At 72.1% G+C, this 25457-nt stretch carries 24 protein-coding genes; 15 read left to right on the top strand and 9 right to left on the bottom strand.

Translation table 11 applies throughout. The annotated features are described in order from the left end of the window. Positions 1 to 113: 113 nt before the first annotated feature. Positions 114 to 1145: an LLM class flavin-dependent oxidoreductase gene (locus tag KY498_RS07660; protein ID WP_191008022.1), complete on the bottom strand. Its 1032-nt coding sequence runs from the start codon at positions 1143 to 1145 to the stop codon at positions 114 to 116. Positions 1146 to 1368: 223 nt separating this feature from the next. Here KY498_RS07660 and KY498_RS07655 point away from each other — a divergent pair, with 223 nt between their 5' ends. After that, a complete protein-coding gene (locus KY498_RS07655) occupies positions 1369 to 4953 on the top strand; it encodes a family 43 glycosylhydrolase (RefSeq protein WP_191008023.1) in 3585 nt (1194 codons plus the stop codon). A gap of 18 nt (positions 4954 to 4971) precedes the next feature. On the opposite strand, the gene KY498_RS07650 is transcribed toward KY498_RS07655, so the two are convergent. Then, positions 4972 to 5463 (bottom strand): FBP domain-containing protein, encoded by a 492-nt coding sequence (locus tag KY498_RS07650; protein WP_191008024.1) that lies wholly within the window; start codon positions 5461 to 5463, stop codon positions 4972 to 4974. Positions 5464 to 5735: 272 nt separating this feature from the next. Between KY498_RS07650 and KY498_RS07645 the strand changes: the two genes are divergently transcribed. From KY498_RS07645 to KY498_RS07625, 5 genes are all read left to right on the top strand, one after another. After that, positions 5736 to 6686: an aldo/keto reductase gene (locus tag KY498_RS07645; RefSeq protein ID WP_060959975.1), complete on the top strand. Its 951-nt coding sequence runs from the start codon at positions 5736 to 5738 to the stop codon at positions 6684 to 6686. Between the two features lie 45 nt (positions 6687 to 6731). Then, complete coding sequence (locus tag KY498_RS07640; RefSeq protein ID WP_191008025.1) at positions 6732 to 7808, top strand: DNA glycosylase AlkZ-like family protein; 1077 nt, start codon at positions 6732 to 6734, stop codon at positions 7806 to 7808. 15 nt (positions 7809 to 7823) lie between these two features. Next, positions 7824 to 8789, top strand: coding sequence for a squalene cyclase (locus KY498_RS07635; protein ID WP_191008026.1), 966 nt, complete (start codon positions 7824 to 7826; stop codon positions 8787 to 8789). Between the two features lie 107 nt (positions 8790 to 8896). Then, positions 8897 to 10210, top strand: a complete 1314-nt coding sequence (locus KY498_RS07630) for an O-acetylhomoserine aminocarboxypropyltransferase/cysteine synthase family protein (RefSeq protein ID WP_191008027.1) — start codon at positions 8897 to 8899, stop codon at positions 10208 to 10210. After that, on the top strand, positions 10207 to 11523 hold the full coding sequence (locus KY498_RS07625) for an LLM class flavin-dependent oxidoreductase (RefSeq protein ID WP_191008028.1): 1317 nt from the start codon (positions 10207 to 10209) through the stop codon (positions 11521 to 11523). The genes KY498_RS07630 and KY498_RS07625 overlap by 4 nt, the downstream gene beginning before the upstream one ends. 191 nt (positions 11524 to 11714) lie before the next feature. Here KY498_RS07625 and KY498_RS07620 read toward each other — a convergent pair whose 3' ends face one another. Genes KY498_RS07620 through KY498_RS07605 form a run of 4 tightly spaced genes read right to left on the bottom strand, consistent with a single transcriptional unit; the run spans position 11715 to position 14920 of the window. After that, the gene (locus tag KY498_RS07620; protein WP_060959980.1) at positions 11715 to 12644 is read right to left on the bottom strand and encodes an ABC transporter substrate-binding protein; all 930 of its coding nucleotides are present in this window, start codon (positions 12642 to 12644) and stop codon (positions 11715 to 11717) included. A gap of 37 nt (positions 12645 to 12681) precedes the next feature. Next, complete coding sequence (locus KY498_RS07615) at positions 12682 to 13395, bottom strand: ABC transporter permease (RefSeq protein ID WP_060959981.1); 714 nt, start codon at positions 13393 to 13395, stop codon at positions 12682 to 12684. Next, positions 13392 to 14099, bottom strand: coding sequence for an ABC transporter permease (locus KY498_RS07610; protein WP_060959982.1), 708 nt, complete (start codon positions 14097 to 14099; stop codon positions 13392 to 13394). Before KY498_RS07610 ends, KY498_RS07615 begins: the two co-directional genes overlap by 4 nt. Then, positions 14096 to 14920 (bottom strand): ABC transporter ATP-binding protein, encoded by an 825-nt coding sequence (locus KY498_RS07605; RefSeq protein WP_060959983.1) that lies wholly within the window; start codon positions 14918 to 14920, stop codon positions 14096 to 14098. Before KY498_RS07605 ends, KY498_RS07610 begins: the two co-directional genes overlap by 4 nt. A gap of 96 nt (positions 14921 to 15016) precedes the next feature. Here KY498_RS07605 and KY498_RS07600 point away from each other — a divergent pair, with 96 nt between their 5' ends. Beyond that, entirely contained in the window at positions 15017 to 16444 is a 1428-nt protein-coding gene (locus KY498_RS07600) for an NAD(P)/FAD-dependent oxidoreductase (protein ID WP_191008029.1), read from the top strand. Positions 16445 to 16472: 28 nt separating this feature from the next. Here the strand turns inward: KY498_RS07600 and KY498_RS07595 are convergent, their stop codons facing one another. Beyond that, a complete protein-coding gene (locus KY498_RS07595) occupies positions 16473 to 17333 on the bottom strand; it encodes an NmrA family NAD(P)-binding protein (protein ID WP_061782336.1) in 861 nt (286 codons plus the stop codon). Between the two features lie 99 nt (positions 17334 to 17432). On the opposite strand from KY498_RS07595, the gene KY498_RS07590 reads away from it, so the two are divergent. Next, on the top strand, positions 17433 to 17792 hold the full coding sequence (locus KY498_RS07590; protein WP_060959985.1) for a helix-turn-helix domain-containing protein: 360 nt from the start codon (positions 17433 to 17435) through the stop codon (positions 17790 to 17792). A gap of 16 nt (positions 17793 to 17808) precedes the next feature. On the opposite strand, the gene KY498_RS07585 is transcribed toward KY498_RS07590, so the two are convergent. Next, positions 17809 to 18444 (bottom strand): NADPH-dependent F420 reductase, encoded by a 636-nt coding sequence (locus KY498_RS07585; RefSeq protein ID WP_219879601.1) that lies wholly within the window; start codon positions 18442 to 18444, stop codon positions 17809 to 17811. 93 nt (positions 18445 to 18537) lie between these two features. Here KY498_RS07585 and KY498_RS07580 point away from each other — a divergent pair, with 93 nt between their 5' ends. From KY498_RS07580 to KY498_RS07560, 5 genes are all read left to right on the top strand, one after another. Further along, positions 18538 to 19320: an isocitrate lyase/phosphoenolpyruvate mutase family protein gene (locus KY498_RS07580; RefSeq protein WP_191008030.1), complete on the top strand. Its 783-nt coding sequence runs from the start codon at positions 18538 to 18540 to the stop codon at positions 19318 to 19320. Positions 19321 to 19358: 38 nt separating this feature from the next. Next, positions 19359 to 19739, top strand: a complete 381-nt coding sequence (locus KY498_RS07575) for a DUF3054 domain-containing protein (protein ID WP_060959988.1) — start codon at positions 19359 to 19361, stop codon at positions 19737 to 19739. A 27-nt stretch (positions 19740 to 19766) separates the two neighbouring features. Continuing rightward, on the top strand, positions 19767 to 21068 hold the full coding sequence (locus tag KY498_RS07570; protein WP_191008031.1) for a M18 family aminopeptidase: 1302 nt from the start codon (positions 19767 to 19769) through the stop codon (positions 21066 to 21068). A gap of 147 nt (positions 21069 to 21215) precedes the next feature. Next, entirely contained in the window at positions 21216 to 22526 is a 1311-nt protein-coding gene (locus tag KY498_RS07565) for an MFS transporter (RefSeq protein ID WP_191008032.1), read from the top strand. Positions 22527 to 22544: 18 nt separating this feature from the next. Further along, positions 22545 to 23381 carry an SDR family NAD(P)-dependent oxidoreductase gene (locus tag KY498_RS07560; RefSeq protein WP_191008033.1) on the top strand — a complete coding sequence of 279 codons (837 nt, stop codon included), beginning with the start codon at positions 22545 to 22547 and terminating at the stop codon, positions 23379 to 23381. Between the two features lie 71 nt (positions 23382 to 23452). Here the strand turns inward: KY498_RS07560 and KY498_RS07555 are convergent, their stop codons facing one another. Beyond that, positions 23453 to 24487, bottom strand: a complete 1035-nt coding sequence (locus KY498_RS07555; protein ID WP_191008034.1) for a beta-propeller fold lactonase family protein — start codon at positions 24485 to 24487, stop codon at positions 23453 to 23455. Positions 24488 to 24550: 63 nt separating this feature from the next. Here KY498_RS07555 and KY498_RS07550 point away from each other — a divergent pair, with 63 nt between their 5' ends. Both KY498_RS07550 and KY498_RS07545 read left to right on the top strand, forming a co-directional pair. Then, on the top strand, positions 24551 to 25195 hold the full coding sequence (locus tag KY498_RS07550) for an NAD(P)H-binding protein (RefSeq protein WP_191008035.1): 645 nt from the start codon (positions 24551 to 24553) through the stop codon (positions 25193 to 25195). Between the two features lie 55 nt (positions 25196 to 25250). Next, positions 25251 to 25430: a hypothetical protein gene (locus tag KY498_RS07545; protein WP_060959994.1), complete on the top strand. Its 180-nt coding sequence runs from the start codon at positions 25251 to 25253 to the stop codon at positions 25428 to 25430. The last annotated feature ends 27 nt before the right edge of the window (positions 25431 to 25457 follow it).

Raw genomic sequence — 25457 nt, 5'->3', positions numbered from 1 at the left:
TCGCGGCGTCAATCACCGATCCGGACGTCATGCCCGTCTGCGGAGACGCGCACCGGATTCGGATGCCGTGGCATCCGCCGTCCGAATCCGATGCGTTCCTCCGCATCCGCTCCTTACGCGGAGGCGAGGGTGGACTGCCAGCCGAGCGCCGGGGCGACGTGGCGGGCGAAGGACTCGATGATCCGCAGGTTGAACTCCACGCCCAGCTGGCTGGGGATGGTGAGCATGAGGGTGTCGGCGGACATGACCGCGGCATCCTGTCGCAGCTGCTCGACGAGCACGTCGGGCGCCGCGGCGTAGGTCTTGCCGAAGGTCGAGCGGAAGCCGTCGATGTAGCCGATGCCGTCGCCCTCCTGGCTGTGGCCGAAGTACAGCTCGTCCTCCGCGGTCGTGATCGGGAACACGGAGCGGCTCACCGAGACGCGGGGCGTGCCGGCGTGCCCGGCCTCGGCCCAGGCGGCGCGGAAGCGGTCGATCTGCTCGGCCTGCAGGATGTCGAAGGGGCGGCCGTCCGCCTCGGTGACGAGGGTCGAGGACATGAGGTTGAGGCCCGTGCGCCCCGCCCACTCGGCCGTGTCGCGCGAGCCCGCGCCCCACCACACGCGCGAGCGCAGCCCGGGCGAATGCGGCTCGATGCGCTGCAGGCCGTGGCCGCCGCCGAAGGGGGAGTTCGCGTCGCGCTCGGCGAGGCCCTCGCCGTCGATCGCGCGGAGGAAGAGGTCCATGTGCTCGCGGGCGAGGTCGGCCCCGCGGGGGTCTGCCCCGGTGTAGCCGAACTTCTCGTAGCCGCGCACGACCGTCTCGGGTGAGCCGCGGCTCACGCCGAGCGCCAGGCGCCCGTCGGAGATGAGGTCGACGGCGGCGGCCTCCTCGGCGAGGTAGAGCGGGTTCTCGTAGCGCATGTCGATGACGCCGGTGCCCACCTCGATCCGCTTCGTCTTGGCGGCCATCGCCGACAGCAGCGGCATGGGGGCGGCCTGCTGGCGCGCGAAGTGGTGTACGCGCACCGCGACGCCGTTGACGCCGAGGTCGTCCATGCCCTGCGCGAGGTCGATCGCCTGGTGCAGCATGTCGCCGGCGGTGAGCTCGCGCCCGCCGCCGAGCGGGCCGTAGTGGCCGAAGGAGAGGGTTCCGAAGCGTTGCATGATGGGGGCAACGTTACGCTTCCCGCATCCATTCCACTGAATGGATGTCGCGGCTGCCGCGGGGACGCCGGAGGCGACGGAGATTGCCTCCGCGCGATTGTTCCCGCTAACATGCGGTCATCGCCCTGTGAACGACGCGCGTTCGCACCCTTCGGCACGCATCGTCGCTGCCGAAGCCGGCGGATCACGACAGCGCAGCGACGCGCAGGAGGGGACTCATCCCGTGACGATCACCAGCCCGCCCACCCCATCCCGACGACGTCTGCGGAGGGGATCAGCACTCGCCGTCGCCGTGGCCACGATGCTGTCCGGCACGATCGTCGGTGCGTCCACGGCGCAGGCCGCCGACGACGATGCCTGGTCGGGTCAGGGCAAGAGCTTCACGTCCACCCAGACCGCCGACGGCACCTTCCTGAACGCGATCATCGGCTCCGACGTGCCCGACGTGGCCACGATCCGCATCCCCGCCGGCACCGCAGGGGCGAGCATCGACACCTACTACATGATCTCCACGACGATGGAGCTGACGCCCGGCGCGCCCATCCTGCGCTCCTACGACCTCGTGAACTGGGAGATCGTCAACTACGTCTACGACGTGATGGAGGTCACCGACACCAACGCGCTCCGTAACGGCTACAGCGCCTACGGACAGGGGCAGTGGGCGAGCACCCTGCGCTACCACGACGGCACGTTCTACGTCGTGATGAACAGCAACAACAACGGTCACGCCTACCTCTTCACGACGACCGACATCGAAAGCGGACAGTGGGACAAGTTCAGCTACAACCGGAGCTTCCACGACCCCAACATCTTCTTCGACGGTGACACCCCGTACATCGTCTACGGCAGCTCGTCGACCCAGATCGCGCAGATGAGTCCCGACCTCCACTCGGTGATCAGCGACCGTGTCGCCGCCACCACGGCCACCGCGATCAACAACACGGGCCTGAGCACGACCGAGGTGATGGGCAGCGGCTGGGAGGGCAACCAGGTCGAGTACATCAACGGGTACTACTACATCCTCGGCATCACCTGGGGGAAGTACGGCCGCCAGGCGATCGTGCTGCGCTCCCGGAGCCTGCTCGGCTCCGCGGCATCCGATCCGTACGAGGTCCGCGTGGGCGTCGGCTCCAACCTCGTCGCGCAGGGCGGATTCATCGGCACGGGCGATTCGGCGACGCCGCAGTGGGCGCTGCTGTTCGGCGACGACTACCCGACCGGGCGCATCCCCGTGCTGGTGCCGGTGGCGTGGGATGCCGCCGACCCGGATGCCTGGCCCGTGTTCGGCACCGGCGTCCTCGGCAGCTCGCAGGTGCCGTTGCCCGGAACGCAGCCGATGCCCGTCACGCTGAGCGCGGCGGATGCCCGCACGGCCCAGGCGGCGAGCGTCGTCACCTCCGACCAGTTCTCCAACGATGCCGCGCCGCGCGACTTCCGCAACCCCAACGTGCCCGCGCCCGAGGTGGTGGTGCCCGAGTCCCGGGGCGAGCACATCGCCAACGGCACGATCGAAGCCGGCACGACGGGATGGCAGGCGCTGAGCGGCGCGAGCCTCAGCCTGGGCTACTCCACGCGCCACCAGGGCGCGATGTCGCTGAAGGTCAACGGTCGCACGACCGACGTCGCCGGCGCGTCGCAAGCGGTGACGACCCTCCAGCGCGGTTCGACCTACGCGGTGTCGGCGTGGGTGCACTACCGCGACGCCGGCAGCGACCCGGCGACGTTCGCGATCACCCTGAGCGACGGAAAGGGACACTCTTACCCGATGGCGCGGGCGAGCGTGCCCAAGGGTTCGGCCTCCGCGCCGACCACCTTCGTCCAGGTCGCGGGAGAGTTCACGGTCCCCGCTGAGCTCGACGTCGCCACCGCGAAGGTCTCGATCGTCACGGCCGGCTCGACCACCGTGCCGGACATCTTCTTCGTCGACGACGTCTCGATGGTCGGAGACCGTCCGGTGCCCGACTACTACACCTCCGCGGAGGGTGCCGACAACGGCTCCCACCTCGCCCTGCCGTGGCAGTGGGGGCACAACGTCGACAACCGGTACTGGTCGCTGACCGATCGCGACGGCTGGCTGCGTCTCACGAACGGTCGCGTCGTGACCGGTGCGGCCAACAAGCAGTACCAGCTGACGTACTTCGAGGAGGCGCGCAACACGTTGTCGCAGCGGACGTTCGCCCCGGCATCCTCCGCGCAGACGAGGCTGGACTTCTCGGGCCTCAAGGACGGGGACGTCTCGGGTCTCGCGGTCTACAACCGGCAGCTCAGCTACATCGGGGTCGCCAAGAAGGACGGCGTCTCCACGCTGGGAATCGTGAACCGTCCCGTGCGCGATTACGCCGATCAGGAGTCGATCGCGACCGTGGAGGACTTCCTCGCCAGCGTCGCCGTGCCCCAGGGCGTGACCAGCGTCTCGCTCAAGGCGGACCTCAACATGCGCAAGTCCGGGGCCGACCGCAACACGGTGCGCTTCTACTACAGCTGGGACGGCGTCACCTGGCAGGCGCTGGGCGATGCGCAGGCCAAGCGCTCGTCATGGGAGTCCAAGCACTTCAAGGGCCAGCGGTTCGGGCTGTTCAGCTACGCCACGCAGACGAGCGGCGGTCACGCCGACTTCGACGACTTCTCCCTCTCCGACGTGCTGACCGCAGACGGGCTCGCCGTCGACACGGCCGACCTCGACTGGCTGGTGCGCGAGGCGTCCCGGCTGGACGAGCGCGACTACACGGCGCCGTCGTGGGCGAAGGTGCAGAAGGCGCTCTCGTGGGCGACGTCGGTGGCGGAGCCCTCGACGCAGAACGAGGTGGATGCCCCGGCGCAGGCGCTCAACAGCGCGATCGCGTCGCTCGAAGACGGGCCGTACGTCGCGCCGGTGGTCACCGCCACGGTGACGTCGAACGCGCCCGAGGTCTCCGGGTGGTACCGCGGTGCGGTGTCGGTGACGCTCGCGCTCAACGAGCGCGCGAAGGCGGACATCGAGTACCGCCAGGACGGCGGCGAGTGGAAGGGCTACGCGGGCGAGATCGTCGTCGCGGCATCCGGAGCGCACCAGCTCGACTACCGCGCCAGCGAGGACGGCGAGGCGGTCGCCGGCTCGGGCGGCACGGCGTCGTTCTCGATCGACGTCGATGCGCCGGTGACGACGGTGGTGACAGATGCCGCCGCCCGCACCGTCACTCTGACCGCGGTCGATGCGCATTCGGGCCTCGCCCGCATCGAGTACCGGATCGGCGACGCCGCGGACTGGTCGCCCGCCACCGGCGCGGTCGTCGTCGGCGATGCGGCGACGGTCGTCGGCTACCGCGCGGTCGATCTCGTCGGCAACGTGGAGGCCGCGCGGACGGTCACGGTGCCCGCGGCATCCACGTCGACCCCGACGCCGGGGGGTGTGCTCGCCCCCGCGGAGAGCGATCTGACCGCGGCGCTGGAGGGTGCGGTGACCGCGCCCTCCACGGTCCGGGCGGGAGCGTCGCTCACGCTGACGGTGCCCGGTGTGCAGCCCGGAGCCCCGGTCCACGTGTGGATGTTCTCGACCCCGACGTACCTGGGGCAGGCGACGGTCACGACGGCCCACGCGGCCACCGTCACGGTGCCCGCGGGGATGAGCCTCGGCGCGCACCGCGTGGTCGTCGCCGACGCCGACGGAACGGTGATCGGGTGGGCGCCCATCACGGTGACCGCCGGCGACGACGCTCTCGCCGTGACCGGCGGCGACGCGACCACCGCCGTGTCGATCCTGCTCACCGCGCTGGTCCTCCTGGGCCTCGGGGCGCTTCTGGTGCGGCGTCGCCGCCGCGGGTCCGCCTGACCCGCGGCGAGACCGCGTCTATCGCCCGTCGCGCACGCTGCGGACGAACGCCTCGACGTTCTCGCGCAGCGCGGCGATGCGCGCCGCGCGCGCGGCTTCCACGTCGAACCCGACGTAGGCCGACGCGGGGCGGCGGCGCGCGTTGTCGTTGCACTGGAAGCGATCGCACGCGAGCGTGCCGACCGTGTCGCCGCGGCGTCCGGCGTCACCCACGCGCTTCGCGGTGAACAGCAGCACGTCGTTCGGCAGGTGGATGTCGGCGCACCACGAGCATTGCGCGCGGCTCTTCGGCCGGGTGTCGGCCTGGCGCAGCAGCAGGCCGGTGGGCTCGCCGTCGAGCTCGACGACGACGTAGCCGACCAGCGCCAGCTTGCGGTCGCGGGTGCCGTAGAACTGCCGGGAGTCCCAGTCCGTGTCCGGGAAGTCGGCCGGCAGGGTGAGGCTGCGGCGTTCGGACTGGGTGACGTTGATGAGCGAGGCGCGGATCTGCGCTTCGGTGAGTGCGTGCATGAGCATGCCCTTCGGTGAGAGTCGTGCGAAGGCGGATGCCGCGGCGGCATCCGTGACGGAAGGTCGACGATCAGCGCCGGCCGCGTGCGAGACGCGGCGCACGGCGCCGGGGCGACGTCACCTCTCATCGGCGAAGAGCTCGCCGATGACCTCCCTCTGGCCCGCACGGCGGGGGCCGTTCCCGATACTCACCCCTCCAGCGTACGCGTCCGGCCCTGCAACAGATCGGAATGCGCGGAACACGTCCGCCACGGCGGTGGTTGGATCGAGGTATGACCCGCATCGCGCACACCGACATCGACGTCTTCCCCCTCGCCCTCGGCGGCAACGTGTTCGGCTGGACGGCCGACCGCGAGGAGTCCTTCCGCATCCTCGACGCGTTCCACGCCGGCGGCGGCACCTTCATCGACACCGCCGACTCCTACAGCGCCTGGGCTCCCGGCCACAGCGGCGGCGAGAGCGAGACGATCATCGGTGCCTGGCTGGCCGAGCGCGGCCACGGAGACGTCACCGTCGCGACGAAGGTCAGCCAGCATCCGCAGTTCAAGGGGCTCGCGGCATCCACCGTGCGCGCCGCCGCGGAGGCGTCGCTCGAGCGGCTCGGCGTCGAGTCGATCGACCTGTACTACGCCCACTTCGACGACGCCGAGACGCCCTTGGAGGAGACGGTCGCGGCCTTCGGCCAGCTCGTGTCCGACGGCCTCGTCCGCTACACCGCCGTGTCGAACTACTCGGCCGACCGCATCCGCGAGTGGGTGCGCATCGCCCGTGAGCTGGGCGTCGCCGAGCCGGTCGCGATCCAGCCGCACTACAACCTCGTGCACCGCGAGACCGAGGACGACATCGTGCCGGTCGCCGAGGAGTTCGGCCTGTCGCTGGTGCCCTACTTCTCGCTCGCGAAGGGTTTCCTGACGGGCAAGTACCGCTCGACGGATGCCGCGGCCCACGACACCCCGCGCGCGCAGGGCGCCGCGGTGTACGCGACCCCGCAGGGCCTGCAGATCATCCAGGTGCTGGAGCGCATCGGCACGGCCCACGACGTCTCGATCGCCGCGACCGCCCTCGGCTGGCTGCGCGCGAAGCCGACCGTCGTCGCCCCGATCGCGTCGGCGTCGAAGCTGTCGCAGGTCGCCGATCTGCTCGACGGCGGTCGCGTGGAGCTCACGGCCGACGAGGTCGCCGAGCTCGACGAGGTCTCGGAGTGGACGCCCACCGACATGTGAGCCCCCGGGCTGCGCGGTGTCGGATGCGGCGGGTACCGTGGCGGCATGCATCACCTGAGCCGGGAGCAGGCGCGTCGCATCGCCGTGCGGGCGCAGCTGCTCGACGCCGATCGTCCCGGAGACGTGGTCGAGGTCGGCGAGCAGCTCGGGTCCATCAAGATCGACCCGACGGCCACGATCGCGCCCGCCGAGCAGACGATCCCGTTCAGCCGCATCGGCTGGGGCTACGAGCCCGGTCAGCTCGTGAAGGCGGTCGAGGACGACCGGGCGCTGTTCGAGTTCGATGGCCAGTTCCACGCGGCATCCCTGCTGCCGGCGATGCTCGCGCGGATGCGCGCGCGGGTCTTCCGCGGGCAGGCGGCGGGCTGGCTGGAGGCCAACGCGCGCTTCCGCGCCGACGTGATCGCGCGCCTCCGCGCCGACGGCCCGCTGCTGGCCGGTCAGATCGACGACACCAGCCAGGTCGCACACAAAGACGAGGCCGGCTGGTACGGCTCGAACCAGGTGCCCAGGATGCTCGACCTGCTGTCGTACGTCGGCGAGACCGCGGTGGTCCGTCGGGAGGGCCGCCAGCGCGTGTGGGACCTCGGCGAACGCGTGTACGCCGACGTCCCGGTGATCGACCCCGACGAGGCGACGGCGCTGCTCGAGGAGCGACGGCTGCAGGCGGCGGGCATCGCCCGCCAGAAGTCCCGGTGGACCCCGGTGGGGATGGCGGGGGAGCCCGCGACCGTGGAGGGCTCGTCGTGGTCGTGGCGCGTCGATCCGGCGGCGCTGGCGGCTCTCGACGACGACGCCGGCGGTCGCGTCGCGATCCTCAACCCCTACGACGGCATGCTCTTCGACCGTCCGCGCCTGACCGAGCTCTTCGCGTTCGAGTTCGTGCTCGAGCAGTTCAAGCCGAAGGCGCAGCGCCGGTACGGATACTTCGCGCATCCCATCCTCATCGGCGACGGTTTCGTGGGGCTGCTCGACGCCGAGCTCGACAAGAAGAAGGAGAACCTCGTCGTCACCGCCGTGCACGAGTTCACGCCGCTGGAGCCGGAGGAGCGCGAGATGGTGGATGCCGAGATCGACGACCTCGCCGGATGGCTGGGTGTGCCCGTGCAGCGGGCGCGGTGAGAGGAGCGGGGCCGCATGATCGACGACGCCGTCCGTGACTGGCTGCTGGATTCAGACCCGACGTTGCGATGGCAGGTGCAGCGCGACCTGCTCGATCTGCCGGAGGACGTGTGGGCGCGCACGCGGTCGCGGATCGCCGTCGAGGGCGACGGTGCGCGCCTGCTCGCGCACCAGGATGCCGACGGCCGGTGGGCGGGGGGAGCGTTCTTTCCCGCCGACTTCGACGTCGACACGCAGGATCAGACGCCCGGCCAGCCGTACACCGCGACCACCTGGACCCTGACGACCCTCCGCGAGTGGGGCACCGATGCGGGCGCGCTCGGAGACACCGCCGATCGGCTGGAACGCAGCGCCCGGTGGGAGTACGACGATCTGCCCTACTGGGACGGTGAGGTCGACGTGTGCATCAACGCCATGACGCTCGCCAACGGCGCGTGGCTGGGGCGCGACATGTCGGCGCTGGCGGCGTGGTTTCCCGCGCACCAGCTCGCCGACGGCGGGTGGAACTGCGAATGGGTCGACGGTTCGGTGCGGTCGTCGTTCCACTCGACGATCAACGCCGTCCGCGGACTCCTCGCCTACGAGCAGCTCACCGGTGACGCCTCCCTCGCGGCCTCGCGCCGGCGGGGCGAGGAGTACCTGCTCGCACGCCGCCTGCGCACCCGCCTGTCGACGGGGGAGCAGGTCGGGCCGTGGACCGACGTCATCGTCCATCCTTACCGGGCGCCCTTCACCGCGCTCAAGGCGATCGACCACGTGACGGCCGCTGCGATGCACGACGGCATCCCGCCCGATCCCCGCGCCGCCGGCAGCATCGCGATCGTGCGCGCCGCCCGCCGCCCCGACGGCACGTGGCTCCAGGGCCATCACTTCGCCGGCGACGTCTGGTTCCCGCTCGACGTCGCCGTGGGCGAGCCGTCGAGGTGGGTCACCTTCCTCGCGCTGCGTGCGCTGCGACGCTGGGATGCCGCGTACGGCTGACGCGCGACGCGTCACACGACGAAACGCGATTCGCCCGTGACCGCGCCGTCCCGAGACGATGGGGACGTCGACGCGTCCCGAGCCGTCGGCGCGGACAGGAGGACGCCATGAGCAGGCGAGGATTCGCGACCCGACAGGTGCACGAGCGCGCACGCCGCGACGGCGACGCCCGCATCGCGACGTCCCGTGCGACGCCCATCTACCTGACCGCCGGTTTCGAGTTCGGCGAGTACGACGACGCGGCCGCGCACTTCGGTCGCGGCGAGGGCTACGCCTACACGCGCATCGGCAATCCGACCGTCGACGCCGTCGAGCACACCCTTGCCGCCCTCGAGGGCGGCTCTCAGGCGCTCCTGCTCGCGAGCGGCCAGGCCGCCACCACGGTCGCCTTGCTCGGACTGCTCGAGGCGGGCCAGCACGTCGTGTCCTCGACGCACGTGTACGAGGGCACCCGGGGCCTGCTGCGCGACAACCTCTCGCGGTTGGGCATCACGACGACCTTCGTCTCCGAGATCGACGACCTCGAGGCGTGGGAGGCCGCGATCCTGCCGACCACGCGCGTGCTGTTCGCCGAGTCCATCTCGAACGCCAGCAACCGCCTCGTCGACATCCCGGCGCTCGCCGACCTCGCGCACCGCCACGGGATCGCCCTGGTCATCGACAACACGTTCGCCACCCCGTACCTCGTCCGTCCGCTGGAGCTCGGCGCCGACGTCGTCGTCCACTCGGCGAGCAAGTTCCTCGCCGGGCACGGCAGCGTGCTGGGGGGAGCGATCGTCGACAGCGGTCGCCTCGACGAGACCAGCCTCGGACGGCTCTACCCGCATCTGACGGCGCCCGGTCGCGGCGGTGTCCCGAGCGTGTTCGAGCGGGTGGGCGGCGATGCGCGGATCGCGTATGCGCGCGAGGCCGTCGCTCCCCGGTTCGGTCCCACGCCGTCGCCGCTGAACGCCTTCCTGATCGGGCAGGGCGTCGAGACGCTGAGCCTGCGCGTCGAGCGGCAGAGCGCGAACGCGCTCGCGGTCGCGCAGTGGCTGGCGGGACGTCCGGAGGTGGCCTCCGTCGACTACGTCGGGCTCCCCGCCCACCGCGACCACCACCTCGCGCTGCGCGACCTCCCGGACGGCTTCGGATCCGTGTTCAGCTTCACCCTCCACGGCGACGCCGACACGGCCCGCGCGTTCGTCGAGGCCCTCGAGGTCTTCACCCACATGACCCACCTCGGCGACGTGCGGTCGCTGGTGCTGCACCCGGCATCCACGTCGCACGCCGCGCTCACGGATGCCGAGCGCGCCGCCGTGGGCGTGCACGACGGCACGCTGCGCGTGTCGATCGGCATCGAGGATGCCGCCGACCTCATCGACGACCTGTCGCACGCGCTCACCGTCGCCAGCGACGTGCCGGTCGCGGTACTGGCATGACGCGTCCGCAGCACTTCGGCTGGTTCCTCGCGCGCGGCTTCGGGCCGCACGGGTGGGGTCATCCGTACCTGGACTGGAACTGGGACTGGACCCGGCCCGAGCTGTATCAGCAGTCCGTCCGCGAGCTCGAGCGCGCGGGGTTCGAGTTCGTGCTCATCGAGGACGCGCCCTCGCTCGGGTCGCCGGACACGATCGACCTGCGCATCCGCCACGCCTTCGGCGGTCCCAAGCTCGACCCGCTGCTGCTCGCCCCCTACCTCTTCCAGGCGACGCAGCGCCTCGGCGTGATCCCGACGGTCAACCCCGCCGCGTACCTGCCCTACACCGCGGCCCGCCAGTTCGCCACGCTGCAGCACCTGAGCGGCGACCGGCTGGGGCTGAACGTCGTGACCGACACCGGCAGTGCGCGCCATTTCGGCGATGCCGCGCCGCTCGGCCACGACGCCGCCTACGACCGCGCGGAGGAATGGCTGGCCGGGCTGCGGGAGCTGTGGAACTCGTGGGGTGAGGGCGCTCTCGTGCGCGATGCCGCGACCGGCGTCTACGCCGACGGCGCCCGGCTCGACGCCGTCCGCCACCGCGGCGAGTACTTCGCCTTCGACGGTCCGCTCAACGCCGTGCCCTTCACCCGCGGGGAGCCGGTGATCGCCTCTCCGGGCGGGTCGGGCCGCGGGCTCGCGTTCGCGGGGGCGAACTCCGACATCCAGTTGGCGCTCGCTCCGCTCACCGAGCAGAGCGTCCGCGCGTACCGCGCGAAGATCCACGCCGCCGCGGTGGAGCGCGGGCGTGCGCCGTCGGATGTGACGGTGATGTTCGCCATCTCACCGGTGATCGTGTCGTCGCCGGAGGAGGCCGATCGCCTGGTCGCCGCCTCCGCGCGGCCCGACGACGACGCGCTGCGCCTGATCGCGCAGCGCCAGTCCAGCGACCTGGAGACCGATCTGACCGCGCTCGAGCTCGACGCGCCGCTGCCGGCGGGACTGTTCGCGGATCACGTCTCGCAGGGATCCCTGCGCCGGCTCATCGGCGATCGGGATGCCGCGACCGCGCCGTTGCGCGCGCACCTGACCGCGCTCGCGCGGCTGGGGCGCATCTCGGACCGGTCGGGCTTCGTCGGTACGGCGGAGGAGTTCGCCGACCTCATCGAGGAGCTCGGCGACTGGGGCAACGACGGCGTGCTGCTGTGGGGCGACCTGCATCCGGTGACGATCCACCGCACGCTCGACGAGCTGGTTCCCGTGCTGCGTCGCCGCGGCATCCTCCGCGACGAGCTCTCGGACGGCGGCTTGCGGGCGAACCTGCAGTCGTTCTGACGCCGCTCCGGCCGGCACGGGCGAGGGGTGGGGCGTTTCGACTCGCTGCGCTCTGCGTTTCGACTCGCTGCGCTCTGCGTTTCGACTCGCTGCGCTCTGCGTTTCGACTCGCTGCGCTCGCTCAACGACCGGGAGTTTGTAGCCCGGTCGTTGAGCGACGAGCGCAGCGCGGAGTCGAAACGCCCGACGCCTCAGCTCAGGCCGTTGGCCTTCAGCCAGGCGGCGGCGATGTCCTTCGTCGACTTCTGATCGACCTTGGACTCGACGTTGAGGGCGACCAGGCCCTCGGGCGTCAGCTTCGCGTTGACCGCGTTGATGACATCCGCCGCGTCGGCGGGGAACGAGCTGCTCACGAGCGGGACGACGTGCGACGCGAGGAAGAGGCCCTTGGGGTCTTCCAGCGTGACGAGGTTCTTCGTCTTGATGCTCGGGTCGGCGCTGTAGACGTCGGCGAGCTGGACGCCGCCGGCGACGAGCTCGTCGACCGTGGTGTCCGCCGTCGCGCTGAAGCTCACGGTGACGCCGTACTTGTCCTTCAGGCCGGTGGGGCCGTAGGGGCGCTGCTCGAGCTCGGGCGCGCCGCCGAGCACGAGGTTCGGGACGTTGGCCAGGTCGGCGATCGAGGTGAGGTTGTGCTCCGCGGCGAAGGCCGCGGTCACGTTGTACGAGTCCTGGTCGGTCGCCGAGGCCTGGTCGAGGACGCTGAGACCCTCGGGCAGCGCCTTCTTGAGTGCCGCGTAGACGTCCTCGGTGGTGGTGGCGGTGGTGTTCTTGTCGAAGTACTGCAGCAGGTTGCCGGTGTACTCCGGCGTCAGCGAGATCGTGCCGTTCTGCAGCGACGGCACGATGGCGTCGCGCTGGCCGATGTTGAACTTGCGCTCCACCGTGTAGCCCGCGCCCTCGAGCGCCTGGGCGTAGATCTCGGCGATGACCTCGTTGGAGTAGTACGCCTGAGAGCCGATGGTGATGGTGGAGGCCGAGCCGGTCGCGTCGCCGGTGGCGGCGGGCTGCTCGAGGGAGCTGCTGGAGCCGCAGCCGGTGAGGGCGAGGGCGGTCACGGTGAGCGCTGTCGCCGCCAGGGCGAGCCGCGCTCCGAGACGGGAGGTGCGCAGTGCGGACATGAGAGGTGCCTTTCGTTGGGTGCTGTGGGAGGGAGAGTCAGGATGCCGTCGCGGCCCGGGCCACGGGGCGCGAACGCGCCGTGCGGGCGGCGACGCCGCGGGGGACGACGATGCGCTGCAGCAGGGCGAACACGCCGTCGAGGACGAGGGCCAGCACGACGACGAGGATCGAGGCCCCGAGGATCTGGGCGGTGTCGCGCAGCTGGATGCCCTGGATGATGTAGAAGCCGAGGCCGCCCAAGCCGACGTAGGTGGCGATGGTCACGGTGGCGACCACCTGCAGGGTGGCCGAGCGCAGGCCGCCGATCAGCAGGGGCAGACCGAGGGGCACCTCCACCTTCCACAGGATCTGACGGCCGGTCATGCCGACGGCCCGCGCGGCGGAGATGGTCGAGCGGTCGATCGCCTCGAACCCCGCGTAGGCCCCCGCGAGGATCGACGGGATCGCGAGGATCACGAACGCGACGACCGCGGCCTGGCTCTTGTAGACGACGCCGACGAGGAGGTAGAGCAGCACGACGAGTCCGAGTGTGGGGATGGCGCGCGCGGCGCCCGAGAGGGCGACGGCGAACTCGCGCCCGCGGCCGGTGTGCCCGATGGCCCACCCGGCCGGGATCGCGATCAGCGCGGCGATGAGCACCGAGCCGAACGTGAAGGCGAGGTGCTGGGCGATCGCCTCGGGCAGGGGCAGCGACCCGGTGAGGCGGTCGGGGGAGAAGATCCACGCGAAGGCGTCGGCGAACAGATTCATGCCGCCTCCGCGGAGTCGAGCCGACGGGCGGCGAGACGGCGCAGTGCGCGGCGCTCGGCCCGGCTGCCGTCGCGTCGCGGCATCCACGGCATGAGCACGCGTCCGGCGAGGACGAGCAGGAGGTCGAAGACGAGCGCGATGACCACGACGATCACCACGCCCGCCAGCACCTCGGGGATGATCCGGCGCTGGAGCCCGTTGGTGAAGAGGTAGCCGAGGTTCTCGACGCCGATGAGGATGCCGACGGTCGCGAGCGCGATCGTGGAGGTCGCGGTGACGCGCAGGCCGGCCAGCAGCACCGGGCCGGCGAGCGGGAGGTCGACCGTCCAGAACCGTCGCCACGGGCCGTAGCCGACGGCGATCGCGGCGTCACGGGTGGCGGCGTCGACGGAGTCGAGTCCATCGGTGACCGAGCGCGTCATGATCGCCACGCCGTAGACGGTCAGCGCGATCACGAGGTTGCTCTCGGAGAGATAGGGGATGCCGAAGACCGCCCACAGCAGCGCGAACAGCCCCAGCGAGGGGATCGTGTACAGCAGCCCGATCGTGGTGAGCACCGACCCGCGCAGCGCCGTGTACCGCCAGGCGAGCCACCCGAGGGGGAGCGCGATGACGAAGGCGGCGACGATCGCGATCGCGCTCTGGCGCAGGTGCGCGAGCGCCAGCGAGCCGATCAGATCGAGGTTGTTCGCGACCCAGTTCATGGCACCCCGTCGACGAGCACGCCCTGTGCCCGGCCCGCGGCATCCACGAGCACCGTGCCGTGTGCGGTCTTCTTCGGCGTCAGCGCGCGCGATCCGCGCTCGACACCCACGAACTCGGCGACGAACGCGCTGGCGGGGTTCTCGATGATCTCGTCGGGCGTGCCGACCTGCGCGATGTGCGCGCCCTTCTCGAGGATCACGACCTGGTCGCCGAGGAGGAACGCCTCGTCGATGTCGTGCGTGACGAAGACGACCGTCTTGTCGAGGTCGCGCTGCAGGCGACGCGTCTCGGTCTGCAGCTCCTTGCGCACGATGGGATCCACCGCGCCGAAGGGCTCGTCCATCAGCAGGATGTTGGGATCGGCCGCGAGTCCGCGCGCGACGCCGACGCGCTGCTGCTGGCCGCCGGACAGCTGGCGGGGATAGCGGTCGGCGAGTGCGCGATCGAGTCCGACGATGTCGAGCAGCTCGAGCGCACGCGCACGCGCCTGCTTCTTGGGCGTGCCGTTGAGGATCGGGACGGTCGCGACGTTGTCGAGGACGCTGAAGTGGGGCAGCAGCCCCGCGCTCTGCAGGACGTAGCCGATGCCCCGGCGCAGCTGCACCGGATCGCGGTCGCGGATCGATTCGCCGTCGATCGTGATCTCGCCGCTCGTCGGCTCGACGAGGCGGTTGATCATGCGCAGGAGCGTCGTCTTGCCGCATCCGGACGAGCCGACGAAGACCGTCGTCTTGTGGGCGGGCAGGACGAGGCTGAAGTCGTCCACCGCGACGGTGCCGTCAGCGAATCGCTTCGTGACGGAGCGGAACTCGATCGCCATACGTCCTCCGGGCTCGGATTCAACCACCCAACCACATACCCCCGACACGGCGACAAGGGGCTGGAATCTGGCGTCACAGTCCGGTATGCGTGAGGAATGGATGTCCAAGAGTACGACCTCATCGTGATCGGAGCAGGACCCGTCGGCGAGAACGTCGCCGATCGGGCGGTACAAGGCGGACTGACGGTCGCGATCGTCGAGTCGGAGCTGGTCGGAGGGGAGTGCTCCTACTGGGCGTGCATGCCCTCGAAGGTGCTGCTGCGCGCGGGTGCCGCGCGCGCGGACGCCGCCGACGCGCCCGGGGCCCTCGCGAGCCCGCCCGCCGGCCCGGTCGACGTTGCCGCGGTGCTCGCGCGCCGCGACGAGATCGTGCACGACTGGAACGACTCCGGCCAGGTCGAGTGGCTCGACGGCGCGGGCATCGCACTCGTCCGCGGGCACGGCCGCCTGAGCGCGGAGAAGGAGGTGACCGTCGCGCGCGACGGTGCGGATGCCGCGGTGCTCCGCGCCCGCCACGCGGTCGCGGTGTGCACGGGGTCGGCGGCGCTGCTGCCCGACATCCCCGGGCTCGCCGCGGCCTCGCCCTGGACCTCCCGCGAGGCGACCGGTGTGCAGGAGGTGCCGGAGTCCCTCGTGATCCTCGGCGGCGGCGTCGTGGCGTGCGAGATGGCGACGGCGTACGCGTCGTTCGGCTGCACGGTCACGGTGCTCGCCCGCTCGGGGCTCCTGGGCTCGATGGAGCCGTTCGCCGGGGAGGCGGTCGCTCAGGCGCTCCGGGACGACGGCGTGGACGTGCGCACGGGCGCTCACCCGCAGGCCGTGTCGCGGGATGCCGCGACGGGCGCGGTCACGGTGACGCTCGCCGACGGCGAGGTGACGGCATCCGAGATCCTCGTCGCGACCGGGCGCGTCCCGCGCACCGGCGACGTCGGCCTCGAGGTCGCCGGACGGGAACCGGGGTCGTGGCTCGACGTCGACGACACGATGCTCGTGCGCGGCAGCGACTGGCTGTACGCGGTGGGCGACGTCAACCACCGCGCCCTGCTCACGCATCAGGGCAAGTACCAGGCGCGCGCCGCCGGCGACGTCATCGCCGCGCGCGCCCGCGGCGGCGAGGTGGACGACGCGCCGTGGGGTGCGCACGTCGCGACGGCCGATCACACGGCCGTGCCGCAGGTCGTCTTCACCTCGCCCGAGGTCGCGGCCGTCGGACTGACCGCCGCGGAGGCCGAGGAGAAGGGGCTCGCGACGCGCGTCGTCGACCTGGATCTCGCCAACATCGCCGGTGCCAGCACGCGCGCGGCGCACTACCGCGGGCAGGCCCGCGCCGTGGTCGACACCGACCGCGGCGTGCTCGTGGGGGCGACGCTCGTCGGGGCCGACACGGCGGAGCTGCTGCAGGCGGCGACGATCGCGATCGTCGGCGAGGTGCCGCTGACGCGGCTGTGGCACGCGGTGCCGGCGTACCCCACCCTCAGCGAGCTGTGGCTGCGGTGGCTCGAGGCGATCGGGCGTCCCGTCTGAGCGGACCCGACCGCCCCGAGCCGTCCGTTCAGCCCGCGAGGGCGGCGCGGAAGGTGTCGACGACGGGGGTCGTCGGGCGGCCGATGAGGCGCGCCAGCGTGCCATCCGTGTCGGCGAGGACACCGCCGCGGATGCCGTCCTCCATGCCCGCGACGAACTCGGCGGTCCCGGCATCCAGGCCGGCGCCCTGAAGGGCCGCGACGAAGTCGTCGCGCGAGACCGGAACGTACGCGACCTCGCGGCCGAGCGCCTCGCCGGCCGCGGCCGCGAGGTCGTCGTAGCCCAGGCTGCGGTCGCCGGCGAGCTCGTACACCTGGCCGAGGTGGCCGTCCTCGAGTAGCACGACGGCGGCGGCCTCGGCGTAGTCGGCCCGGGCGGCCGCGGCGACGCGACCGTCGGCGACGGAGGCGGCGATGACACCGGAGTCGGCCGCGCGCTGGAGGTCGGTGAGGTAGTTCTCGGTGTACCAGTCGTTGCGGAGGATCACCGTCGGCAGGCCGCTCGCCGCGAGCGCCTCCTCGGTGGCCTTGTGCTCGGCGCCGAGGGCCCAGTCGAACGTGGTCGCCTTCGAGACGCTCGTGTACACGAACTTCTGCACGCCCGCGGCGACGGCCGCGTCGATGACGTTCTTGTGCCCGGCGAAGCGGCGACCGGCCTCGGAGGCCGAGATCAGCAGCACGGTGTCGACGCCCTCCAGGGCGGCGGCGATCGTGGCGGGGTCGTCGTAGTCGACGTGGGCGGTGCGCACACCGCGGGCGGCGAGGTCGTCGAGCTTGGCGACGGAGCGCGCGCCGGCGACGATGTCGGATGCCGTGGCGCCGCGCGTCAGCAGCGCGTCGACGACGAGGTGGCCGAGGTGCCCGCTGGCACCGGTGACGAGGATGGTCATGAGTTGGTCCTTTCGTTGGGGTCCGAGGGAGGGAACCCATACGGAGGATCAGTACATTCCGAAGAACATGTACCCACTTTCACGTAAGGTACCTACGTGATGGTTAGTCTTGCGGAAATACGCACCCAGAACGATCAGGCGTTCACGGAGAACTGTCCGACCCGGGTGGTCCTCGACCACGTCATGAGCAAGTGGGGCGTCCTCGTGCTGCTGGCGCTCAGCGAGGGCACCGCCCGCTGGGGCGAGCTGCGGCGCGCCGTCGACGGCATCAGCGAGAAGATGCTGGCGTCGACGCTGCGAACCCTCGAGGCCGACGGGCTCGTCGTGCGCACCGCCTACCCGGAGGTCCCGCCCCGCGTCGAGTACGCCCTCACCGCGCGCGGCGACCAGCTCATGGAGCGCGTCCTGCCGCTCATGAGCTGGATCGCCGACAACGCCGGCGAGATCGTCGGTCGCTGATCGCGCCGCGGCAGGATCAGCGCGTCGCGCGCGCCAGGTTCGCCCGCAGTTCGTCGGCGTCCTGGCGCACGACGTACGCCGGCTGGTCGCGCTCGACGCGCCAGCTCTCGGCGACCGAGCCGATGTCGACGGTGTCGAAGCCGAACGCGTCGTAGAGCGCCGTGGCGAGTGCCGCGGCATCCGCGTGGTCGCTCGCGATCGCGAGGGCGCGTCGGCCGGGCGTGCCGGCGGGAGCGCCGGTGGTGAGGATGTCGGCGGCGGGGATGTGGTTGAACGCCTTCACGACGCGTGCACCCGCGAGATGGTCCTGGACGAGGGCGGTGGTGGTCGTGGTCTTGTCCTCGAGCGCGGCGATGCGACCGTCCCGCTCCCAGTAGTAGTTGTTGGTGTCGAGCACGATCTTGCCGGCCAGGGGGGCGGCCGGCACGTCGCCGATCGCCTTCAGCGGCACCGTGACGACGGCCCAGTCCGCCGCCTCCGCGGCCTCCGCGGCGGTCGCCGCGCGGGCGCGCGCGCCCAGACGGTCGACGAGACCGGCCAGCGTCTCGGGGCCGCGCGAGTTGCTGATCACCACGTCGTACCCGCGGGCGACGAGACCTTCCGCGAGCGCGCTGCCGATGTGTCCTGCTCCGATGATTCCCACTGTTGTCATGCGAGGGGCAACAGCCATGCCTCCTGTGCGCATTCCCCGTGGGTCCGCTGTCAAGACCTGGCGAGGAGGCGCCGCGCGCGACAGGCTGAGGTCATGACCGATGACACCACGGCCGCCCGCGCTCAGCGCCTGCGCGACCTGTACGCCGCCCCCGAGATCCTCCGCGTCGTGAACGTGTGGGACGTCGTCTCCGCGCAGGCGGTGCTCGCGCTGCCCGAGACCCGCGCCCTCGCCACCGCCGGCCACTCGATCGCGGCATCCTTCGGATACGCCGACGGCACCATCCCGCTGGAGACGACGCTCGACATGGTCGGACGCATCGTGTCCGTCGCGGGCGAGGTGCCGGTCAGCGCCGACCTGGACGACGGCTACGACGAGCCCGGCGAGACGGTTCGCCGCGCCATCGGCGTGGGGATCGTCGGGGCCAACATGGAAGACCGCCTGCGCCCCTTCGACGAGTCGGTCGCGCGGGTCGCCGCCGCGGTCGCCGCTGCCGAGGCCGAGGGCGTGCCGTTCGCGCTGAACGCACGCACCGACGCGATCGTGCGCGGCGGAGAGCGCCCGCCGGCGGAGTCGATCGCCGACGCGATCGCCCGCGGTCGCGCGTTCCTCGAGGCGGGCGCGACCTCGGTGTTCGTCCCCGGCGTGCTCGACGCCGACGCGACCGCCCAGCTGGTCGCGGGCATCGGCGAGCGCGCCGTCAGCGTGATCGGCCTGCCCGGCGCGCTCGCGGCCGCCGACTACGAGAAGCTCGGCGTCGCCCGCATCTCGTACGGTCCGCTGACGCAGCGCGTCGCGCTGACCGCGTTCCAGGACGTCGCCGCCCAGCTCTACGCCGACGGGGTGATCCCCGAGGGGACACGCGCGCTGAACTGACGGACGGCAGCCCGGCGACGGGGGAGGAGGATGGAGGCATGTCGCGTTCCGCCTCCCTCCTGCTCGCCGCCGCCCTCGACGTCGCGCTCGTGATCACCTTCGCCGCCGTCGGCCGGGCCAGCCACGACTCCGACGTCTGGACGGGGCTCGCGACGACGGCCTGGCCGTTCCTCGCCGCCCTCGTGCTGGGATGGCTGATCGCCCAGGGGTGGAAGGCGCCGTTCGCCCTCGGACGCACCGGCCTGCCCGTGTGGGCGGTGACCCTCGTCGGCGGCATGCTGCTGCGGGTGGCGTCCGGTCAGGGCATCGCGGTCTCGTTCGTGATCGTGGCGGGCATCGTGCTCGCGGTGTTCCTCCTCGGCTGGCGGCTCGTCGCGCTGCTGCTGCGCCGGGCCACGACGCGGCGCCGCGCCGCGTGAGGCGCCCCCGCGAACTACGCTGAGACGATGCCCGACTCCACCGCGATCCGCGCCCACGCCGAGGATCTGGCCGCGTTCGTCGCCGCCTCGCCGTCCAGCTTCCACGCCGCCGCGGAGGTCGCGCGACGGCTTCGGGATGCCGGGTTCACGGCGCTCGCCGAGGACCAGGCGTGGCCGCACGCTGCCGGCGGCACGCACCTCGTCGTCCGCGACGGCGCCGTCATCGCGTGGGTCGTGCCCACACGGGCGGACGCCGCGACGCCGGTGCGGGTGTTCGGTGCGCACAGCGACTCGCCGGCCTTCAAGCTCAAGCCGAAGCCCACGACGGGCCGCCTCGGCTGGCTGCAGGCGGGCGTCGAGATCTACGGCGGACCGCTGCTGAACTCGTGGCTCGACCGCGAGCTGCGCCTCGCCGGCCGCCTCGTCCTCGACGACGGCACGACCGCGCTCGCCGCCACCGGGCCCCTGCTGCGCCTGCCGCAGCTCGCGATCCACCTCGACCGCGAGGCGAACGACCACCTCGCCCTGAACAAGCAGGCCCACACCCAGCCCGTGTGGGGACTGGGCGACGCGGCATCCGCCGATCTGCTCGGCGAGCTCGCCGCCGCGGCCGGCGTGGATGCCGCGCGCATCCGCGGCTACGACGTCGTCACCGCCGACGCGGCCCCGGGCGCGGTCTTCGGCAAGGACGACGCGTTCTTCGCGAGCGGACGCCTCGACGACCTCGCCTCCGTGCACGCCGGGGTCGTCGCCCTCGCCGCTGCCGACACCGACGCCGACCACATCGCGATGCTCGCCGTGTTCGACCACGAAGAGGTCGGCTCCGCGACCCGCTCCGGGGCGGCGGGGCCGTTCCTCGCCGACGTCATCGAGCGGATCCAGCTCGGGCTCGGCGCCGATCGCGACCAGCAGCTGCGGGCGCTCGCGGCATCCTGGTGCGTCTCGAGCGACGTCGGCCATTCGGTGCACCCGAACTACCCCGACAAGCACGACCCGGTCGTCCAGCCCGTGCTCGGCAGCGGCCCCATCCTCAAGATCAACGCCAACCAGCGCTACGCGACGGATGCCGCGGGCGCCGCCGCCTGGCACGGCTGGTGCGACGCGGCCGGGGTCGTCTCGCAGGAGTTCGTCTCGAACAACGCCGTGCCGTGCGGGTCGACCATCGGCCCGATCACGGCGACGCGTCTCGGCATCCGGACGGTCGACGTCGGCATCCCGATCCTCTCGATGCACTCCGCGCGGGAGCTCGCCGGGACGGCGGATCTCCACGCGCTCACGCGGGTGGCGGCGGCGTTCTTCGCCTCCGACGGGTCGCATCGGGTACACTGAAGCGCTGTGTCCCCGACGGGGACGCGAAGTGCATCTACCTGCTCCACCCAGCCATCCGGCCGCGACGTCGCGGCGGGAACGCGGCCCCGGATCCATTCGGAGGGCAAGGCGGCACGTGAATAACGAGCCGATGTCCCGGAGGATTCTGTGCACCACCCCTCGACCGCACGCGGTCGGCAGTCGCTGATCGCGCACACCGGCTGGTCGTACTGGCCGATCGCCTTCATCGCGCGGCTGCCGTTCGCGATGATGACCGTCGGCGTGCTGATGCTCGTCGTCCACGCCACCGGCTCCGTCGGCTTCGGCGGGCTGACCTCGGCGGCCGTCGGCATCGGCGTCGTCATCGCCGGTCCGATCATGGGCGACCTCGTCGACCGCCACGGCCAGCGCCGTGTGCTCGTCCCGATCGGCCTCGCGAACGGTCTGCTGCTGGCCGTGTTCCCCCTCGTCGCGACCGGCGGGATGCCCGAAGGGGTGGTCCTCGCCGCCGCCCTCGCGATCGGGCTCACCGGTCCGCAGGCCGCCGCGATGTCGCGCAGTCGCCTGCTCGCGATCGTCGCGGCCCGCATCGCCCCGGAGCGCCGCACGACGACCACGGCACGGTTGATGTCGTACGAGTCGGCGGCGGATGAGACCGCGTTCGTGATCGGCCCGTTCCTCGTCGGCATCCTCGCCGCCCTCATCGCGCCGTGGGCGCCCATCGCGATCGCGGCCGCCCTGAGCTTCGGGTTCGTGCTCGCCTTCGCGCTGCACCCCACGGCCCGGATGCTGCAGAGCCGCGCCGACGCCGATGCGGAGCGCGCCTCGTTCCGCGCGGTCCTGACGCGGCCCCTGCTCGTCCTCGTCGCGGCGACCTTCGCCGTCGGCATGTTCTTCGGCTCCACGCTCACCTCGCTGACCGCCGTCGCCCGCGACGCGGGAGACGAGGCGCAGGCCGGTCTGCTCTACGGCCTGATGGGCATCGGCTCGGCCGTCCTCGCGCTCGGCGTCGTGCTGCTTCCCGCGCGCTTCGCGCTGCGTCACCGGTGGCTGTCGTTCGCGGCCGTGCTGACCGCGGCATCCATCGGGTACGCGACCGCGGCGGGACTGAGCGCCGTGGCGGTGTGGCTGCTGGTGATGGGGCTCGGCGTGGGGCCGACCCTCGTGACCCTGTTCTCCCTCGCCGGCCACCGCGCGCCGCAGGGCCGTTCGGCGACGACCATGACGCTGCTGAGCTCGGCGCTGACGCTGGCGCAGGCGCTGTCGGCCGCGTTCACGGGCTGGCTGGCCGAGCAGGTGTCGGTGGGCGTCGCGATGGTCGTGCCCGCCGTCGCCGCCGCGATCGTGCTCGCGCTCGGCGCGTGGAACGTCGCGATCGAACGCCGCCGCCCGGTCGCACCCGTTCATCCGTCCGGCGAGGTCGCTGTGCCGGCGGCGTGGCGGCACGACGGGACGGACGAACGCGCCCGCGTGCGCTGACGCGTAGACTCGCGACCCATGACAGAGGATGCCGCAGCCCGCACGATCGTCATCACGGGGGCCAGCAGCGGCATCGGCGCCGCCGCCGCGCGTCAGCTGGTGCTGGCCGGGCAGCGCGTGGTGATCGTCGGCCGTGACCGGCGTCGCACGCAGCAGGTCGCCGGCGAGCTGGGCATGCCGTTCCACGTCGCCGATTTCGCCGTGCTCGCCGAGGTGCGCGCCCTCGCGGACGAGCTGCTCGCCGCCCATCCGCGCATCGACGTGCTCGCCAACAATGCCGGCGGCATCTTCGGCGACCGCACGGTGACGGTCGACGGCCTGGAGGCGACGTTCCAGACCAACCACCTCGCGCCGTTCCTGCTCACGAACCTGCTGCGCGAGCGCCTGGTCGGCAGCGGAGCCTCGGTCATCCAGACCTCGAGCGTCGCCGCACGCCGCTTCGCCCGTTGGGACATCGACGACCTCAACGCCGAACGGCGCTACTCCGCCAGTGCGGCCTACGGAAACGCGAAGCTGGCGAACGTGCTGTTCACGAAGGAGCTCGCCCGGCGCTGGGGCGGCGACGGGGTCGCGGCGGCCGCCTTCCACCCGGGGGTGATCGGCAGCAGCTTCGCGTCGACCGCGAAGGGCGCCTGGCGGTTCCTGTACACGAACCCGGTCACCAGCCGTCTGCTGACGTCGGTGGACGTCGGCGGCGCGCGACTGGCCTGGCTGGCGCTCGGCAAGCCCGGTCTGGACTGGGAGTCGGGCGGCTACTACGAGGCCAACCGCCCGGCCCGGACCTCGCCGCTCGCCGCCGATCCGGTGATGGCGGCGCGCCTGTGGGAGCGCAGTGCGGAGATGGTCGGTCTCTGACCGCGTTCATCCGTCCCGCGTGGTCGCCACGGCGGCGCGGAAGCGGCGGAGCGGGACGGACGAACCGGCGGTCACTCGACGAAGCGCACCCAGTTCGCGCCGCGGCCGGTCTCGGCGCGCTGGCGGCGCTCGAGCTGCGCGCCGTCCGCCGCGTAGAGCGTGACGGTCGTCGACTTCTCCCCGGCCGCGACGAGGTAGCGCCCCCCGAGGCCCGTGGCGAAGCCGCGAGGCTGCGGCTCGGTCACGGTGAACGACTCGGCATCCGCGACCGTCCCGTCCCCGGCGACCGGCACCGCGGCCAGCGTGCTCTCGGTGCGCTCCGACGCCCACAGCACCGCGCCGTCGGTGCCCCAGTGCAGGTCGGCGCCCCAGATGTAGTGATGGGCGAGCGGGTCGGCGCCGAACTCGCTGTGGCCGAGGCCCTTCGACCGGTCGAAGGCGGATGCCGCGCCCACGAGCTCGAGCGTTCCCGCGGCGGTGTCGCGGCGGTAGTGCAGCACCTCGCCGGAGAACTCGGTCAGCACGTACACGGCATCCTGCGCGTCGTTGAGCACCAGGTGGCGCGGGCCGCTGCCGGCCGGGGCCGCGGCGGTCGCGGGCTCGAGCGGGACGAGCGAGAGGTCGTCGGCGAGGGCGTACTGGGCGACGAGGTCGGCTCCGAGCGAGACGAAGTACGCGAAGCGGCCGTCGGCGCTGGCGAGCACGGAATGCAGGTTCGGGTAGGCGATCCGCGAGACCGGCGCGCCGACGGAGCCGTCCGCGACGGGGCAGCTGATGCCGTAGCCGCCGCCGTAACTCGCGCCCAGGAGGGCGGTGCCGTCGCGCGTGAGCGCCAGGTAGTTCATGCCGCCGCCCGGCAGGTCGAGCCGCGACACCGTCGTCAGCCGACCGCTCTCGCGATCGAGCGCGAGGGTCACGATCCCGGCGGGCTCGCCCTTGACCGCCGCGTAGACCAGGTCGCGCGCGGCGTCGACGGCGAAGGTCGAGCATCCGGTCAGTCCCTCGGTGACGGCGAGCCGCTCGAGGGCGCCGTCGGCGAGGCGGAAGGTCGAGATCGAGCCGTCCGCGGCGTTGGCGACGAGGACGAGGGGAGTCGTTGCGGTCATGGCTCCAGCGTAGGCGGCGGCGCGTACGCTGGAGTCACCGCAGCGACGACCGGAGGACTGACCATGGCGCGCATCCTGCTCATCGGCGGACACGGCAAGGTGGCCCTGCTCCTCGAGCCGCTCCTGGCCGACCGGGGCCACGAGGTCACCGCCGTCATCCGCAACCCCGCCCACGAGGACGAGGTCTCCGCCACCGGCGCGCACCCGCTCGTCGCGGATGTCGAGCGTTTCGACCTCGACCGGCTCACCGGGCTCGTGAGCGGCTTCGACGTCGTCGTGTGGTCGGCGGGCGCGGGCGGGGGAGACGCCGCCCGTACCTACGCGGTCGACCGCGACGCGGCGATCCGCACGATCGACGCCACGCGCGCCGCGGGGGTCTCTCGCTTCGTGATGGTGTCGTACTTCGGCGCGGGGCCCGATCACGGCGTCGACCCCGAGGACGGGTTCTACGCGTATGCCGAGGCGAAGGCCGCCGCGGACGAGCACCTGCGCGCCAGCGGCCTCGCCTACACGATCGTCGCGCCGTCGGCGCTGACGCTCGACCCGCCGGCGGGGCTCATCGACGTGGATGCCGAACGGAGCGCGTCGGTGTCGCGCGCCGACGTCGCGGCCGTGATCGCCGCGGTGATCGACGAGCCGTCGACCGTCGGGCGGACGATCCGCTTCAACGCGGGCGCGACCCCCATCGCGTCGGCGCTTCGGCGCTGAGCTCCGAGCCGCGGCATCCCGGTCGCCCGCGCGCGGCAGCGTCTACGCTGGAACCATGAGCAGGAGCACTCTCGGGACCGTCGTCGGGGTCGTCGTGGCGATCCTCATCGCGTGGGTGCTCGTGAACGTGGTCTTCAGCGTGCTGTGGTTCATCGCGAAGATCGGCGTCGTGCTCGTGGTCGCCGTGATCGTGTTCTTCTTCCTGCGCGGCGCCTTCGCCCGCGGCGACGACTGATCGCCGCCCGCTCCGTGCCCGCTGCTA

This window comes from Microbacterium sp. PAMC21962 (assembly GCF_019443465.1).
Classification (GTDB): Bacteria; Actinomycetota; Actinomycetes; order Actinomycetales; family Microbacteriaceae; genus Microbacterium; species Microbacterium hominis.
The sequence above is the reverse complement of the archived record's forward strand: the minus strand, read 5'-3'. Positions and strand labels throughout refer to the sequence as shown.

What these genes read in the sequence shown, in the direction of transcription:
- KY498_RS07580 (WP_191008030.1), top strand. Translation starts at nt 18,538, where the DNA reads ATGACCGATGACACCACGGCCGCCCGCGCTCAGCGCCTGCGCGACCTG.
- KY498_RS07605 (WP_060959983.1), bottom strand. Translation starts at nt 14,920, where the DNA reads ATGGCGATCGAGTTCCGCTCCGTCACGAAGCGATTCGCTGACGGCACC.
- KY498_RS07600 (WP_191008029.1), top strand. Translation starts at nt 15,017, where the DNA reads ATGGATGTCCAAGAGTACGACCTCATCGTGATCGGAGCAGGACCCGTC.
- KY498_RS07625 (WP_191008028.1), top strand. Translation starts at nt 10,207, where the DNA reads ATGACGCGTCCGCAGCACTTCGGCTGGTTCCTCGCGCGCGGCTTCGGG.
- KY498_RS07560 (WP_191008033.1), top strand. Translation starts at nt 22,545, where the DNA reads ATGACAGAGGATGCCGCAGCCCGCACGATCGTCATCACGGGGGCCAGC.
- KY498_RS07570 (WP_191008031.1), top strand. Translation starts at nt 19,767, where the DNA reads ATGCCCGACTCCACCGCGATCCGCGCCCACGCCGAGGATCTGGCCGCG.
- KY498_RS07550 (WP_191008035.1), top strand. Translation starts at nt 24,551, where the DNA reads ATGGCGCGCATCCTGCTCATCGGCGGACACGGCAAGGTGGCCCTGCTC.
- KY498_RS07635 (WP_191008026.1), top strand. Translation starts at nt 7,824, where the DNA reads ATGATCGACGACGCCGTCCGTGACTGGCTGCTGGATTCAGACCCGACG.
- KY498_RS07640 (WP_191008025.1), top strand. Translation starts at nt 6,732, where the DNA reads ATGCATCACCTGAGCCGGGAGCAGGCGCGTCGCATCGCCGTGCGGGCG.
- KY498_RS07575 (WP_060959988.1), top strand. Translation starts at nt 19,359, where the DNA reads ATGTCGCGTTCCGCCTCCCTCCTGCTCGCCGCCGCCCTCGACGTCGCG.
- KY498_RS07555 (WP_191008034.1), bottom strand. Translation starts at nt 24,487, where the DNA reads ATGACCGCAACGACTCCCCTCGTCCTCGTCGCCAACGCCGCGGACGGC.
- KY498_RS07585 (WP_219879601.1), bottom strand. Translation starts at nt 18,444, where the DNA reads ATGACAACAGTGGGAATCATCGGAGCAGGACACATCGGCAGCGCGCTC.
- KY498_RS07615 (WP_060959981.1), bottom strand. Translation starts at nt 13,395, where the DNA reads ATGAATCTGTTCGCCGACGCCTTCGCGTGGATCTTCTCCCCCGACCGC.
- KY498_RS07650 (WP_191008024.1), bottom strand. Translation starts at nt 5,463, where the DNA reads ATGCACGCACTCACCGAAGCGCAGATCCGCGCCTCGCTCATCAACGTC.
- KY498_RS07545 (WP_060959994.1), top strand. Translation starts at nt 25,251, where the DNA reads ATGAGCAGGAGCACTCTCGGGACCGTCGTCGGGGTCGTCGTGGCGATC.
- KY498_RS07610 (WP_060959982.1), bottom strand. Translation starts at nt 14,099, where the DNA reads ATGAACTGGGTCGCGAACAACCTCGATCTGATCGGCTCGCTGGCGCTC.
- KY498_RS07595 (WP_061782336.1), bottom strand. Translation starts at nt 17,333, where the DNA reads ATGACCATCCTCGTCACCGGTGCCAGCGGGCACCTCGGCCACCTCGTC.
- KY498_RS07630 (WP_191008027.1), top strand. Translation starts at nt 8,897, where the DNA reads ATGAGCAGGCGAGGATTCGCGACCCGACAGGTGCACGAGCGCGCACGC.
- KY498_RS07590 (WP_060959985.1), top strand. Translation starts at nt 17,433, where the DNA reads ATGGTTAGTCTTGCGGAAATACGCACCCAGAACGATCAGGCGTTCACG.
- KY498_RS07645 (WP_060959975.1), top strand. Translation starts at nt 5,736, where the DNA reads ATGACCCGCATCGCGCACACCGACATCGACGTCTTCCCCCTCGCCCTC.
- KY498_RS07620 (WP_060959980.1), bottom strand. Translation starts at nt 12,644, where the DNA reads ATGTCCGCACTGCGCACCTCCCGTCTCGGAGCGCGGCTCGCCCTGGCG.
- KY498_RS07660 (WP_191008022.1), bottom strand. Translation starts at nt 1,145, where the DNA reads ATGCAACGCTTCGGAACCCTCTCCTTCGGCCACTACGGCCCGCTCGGC.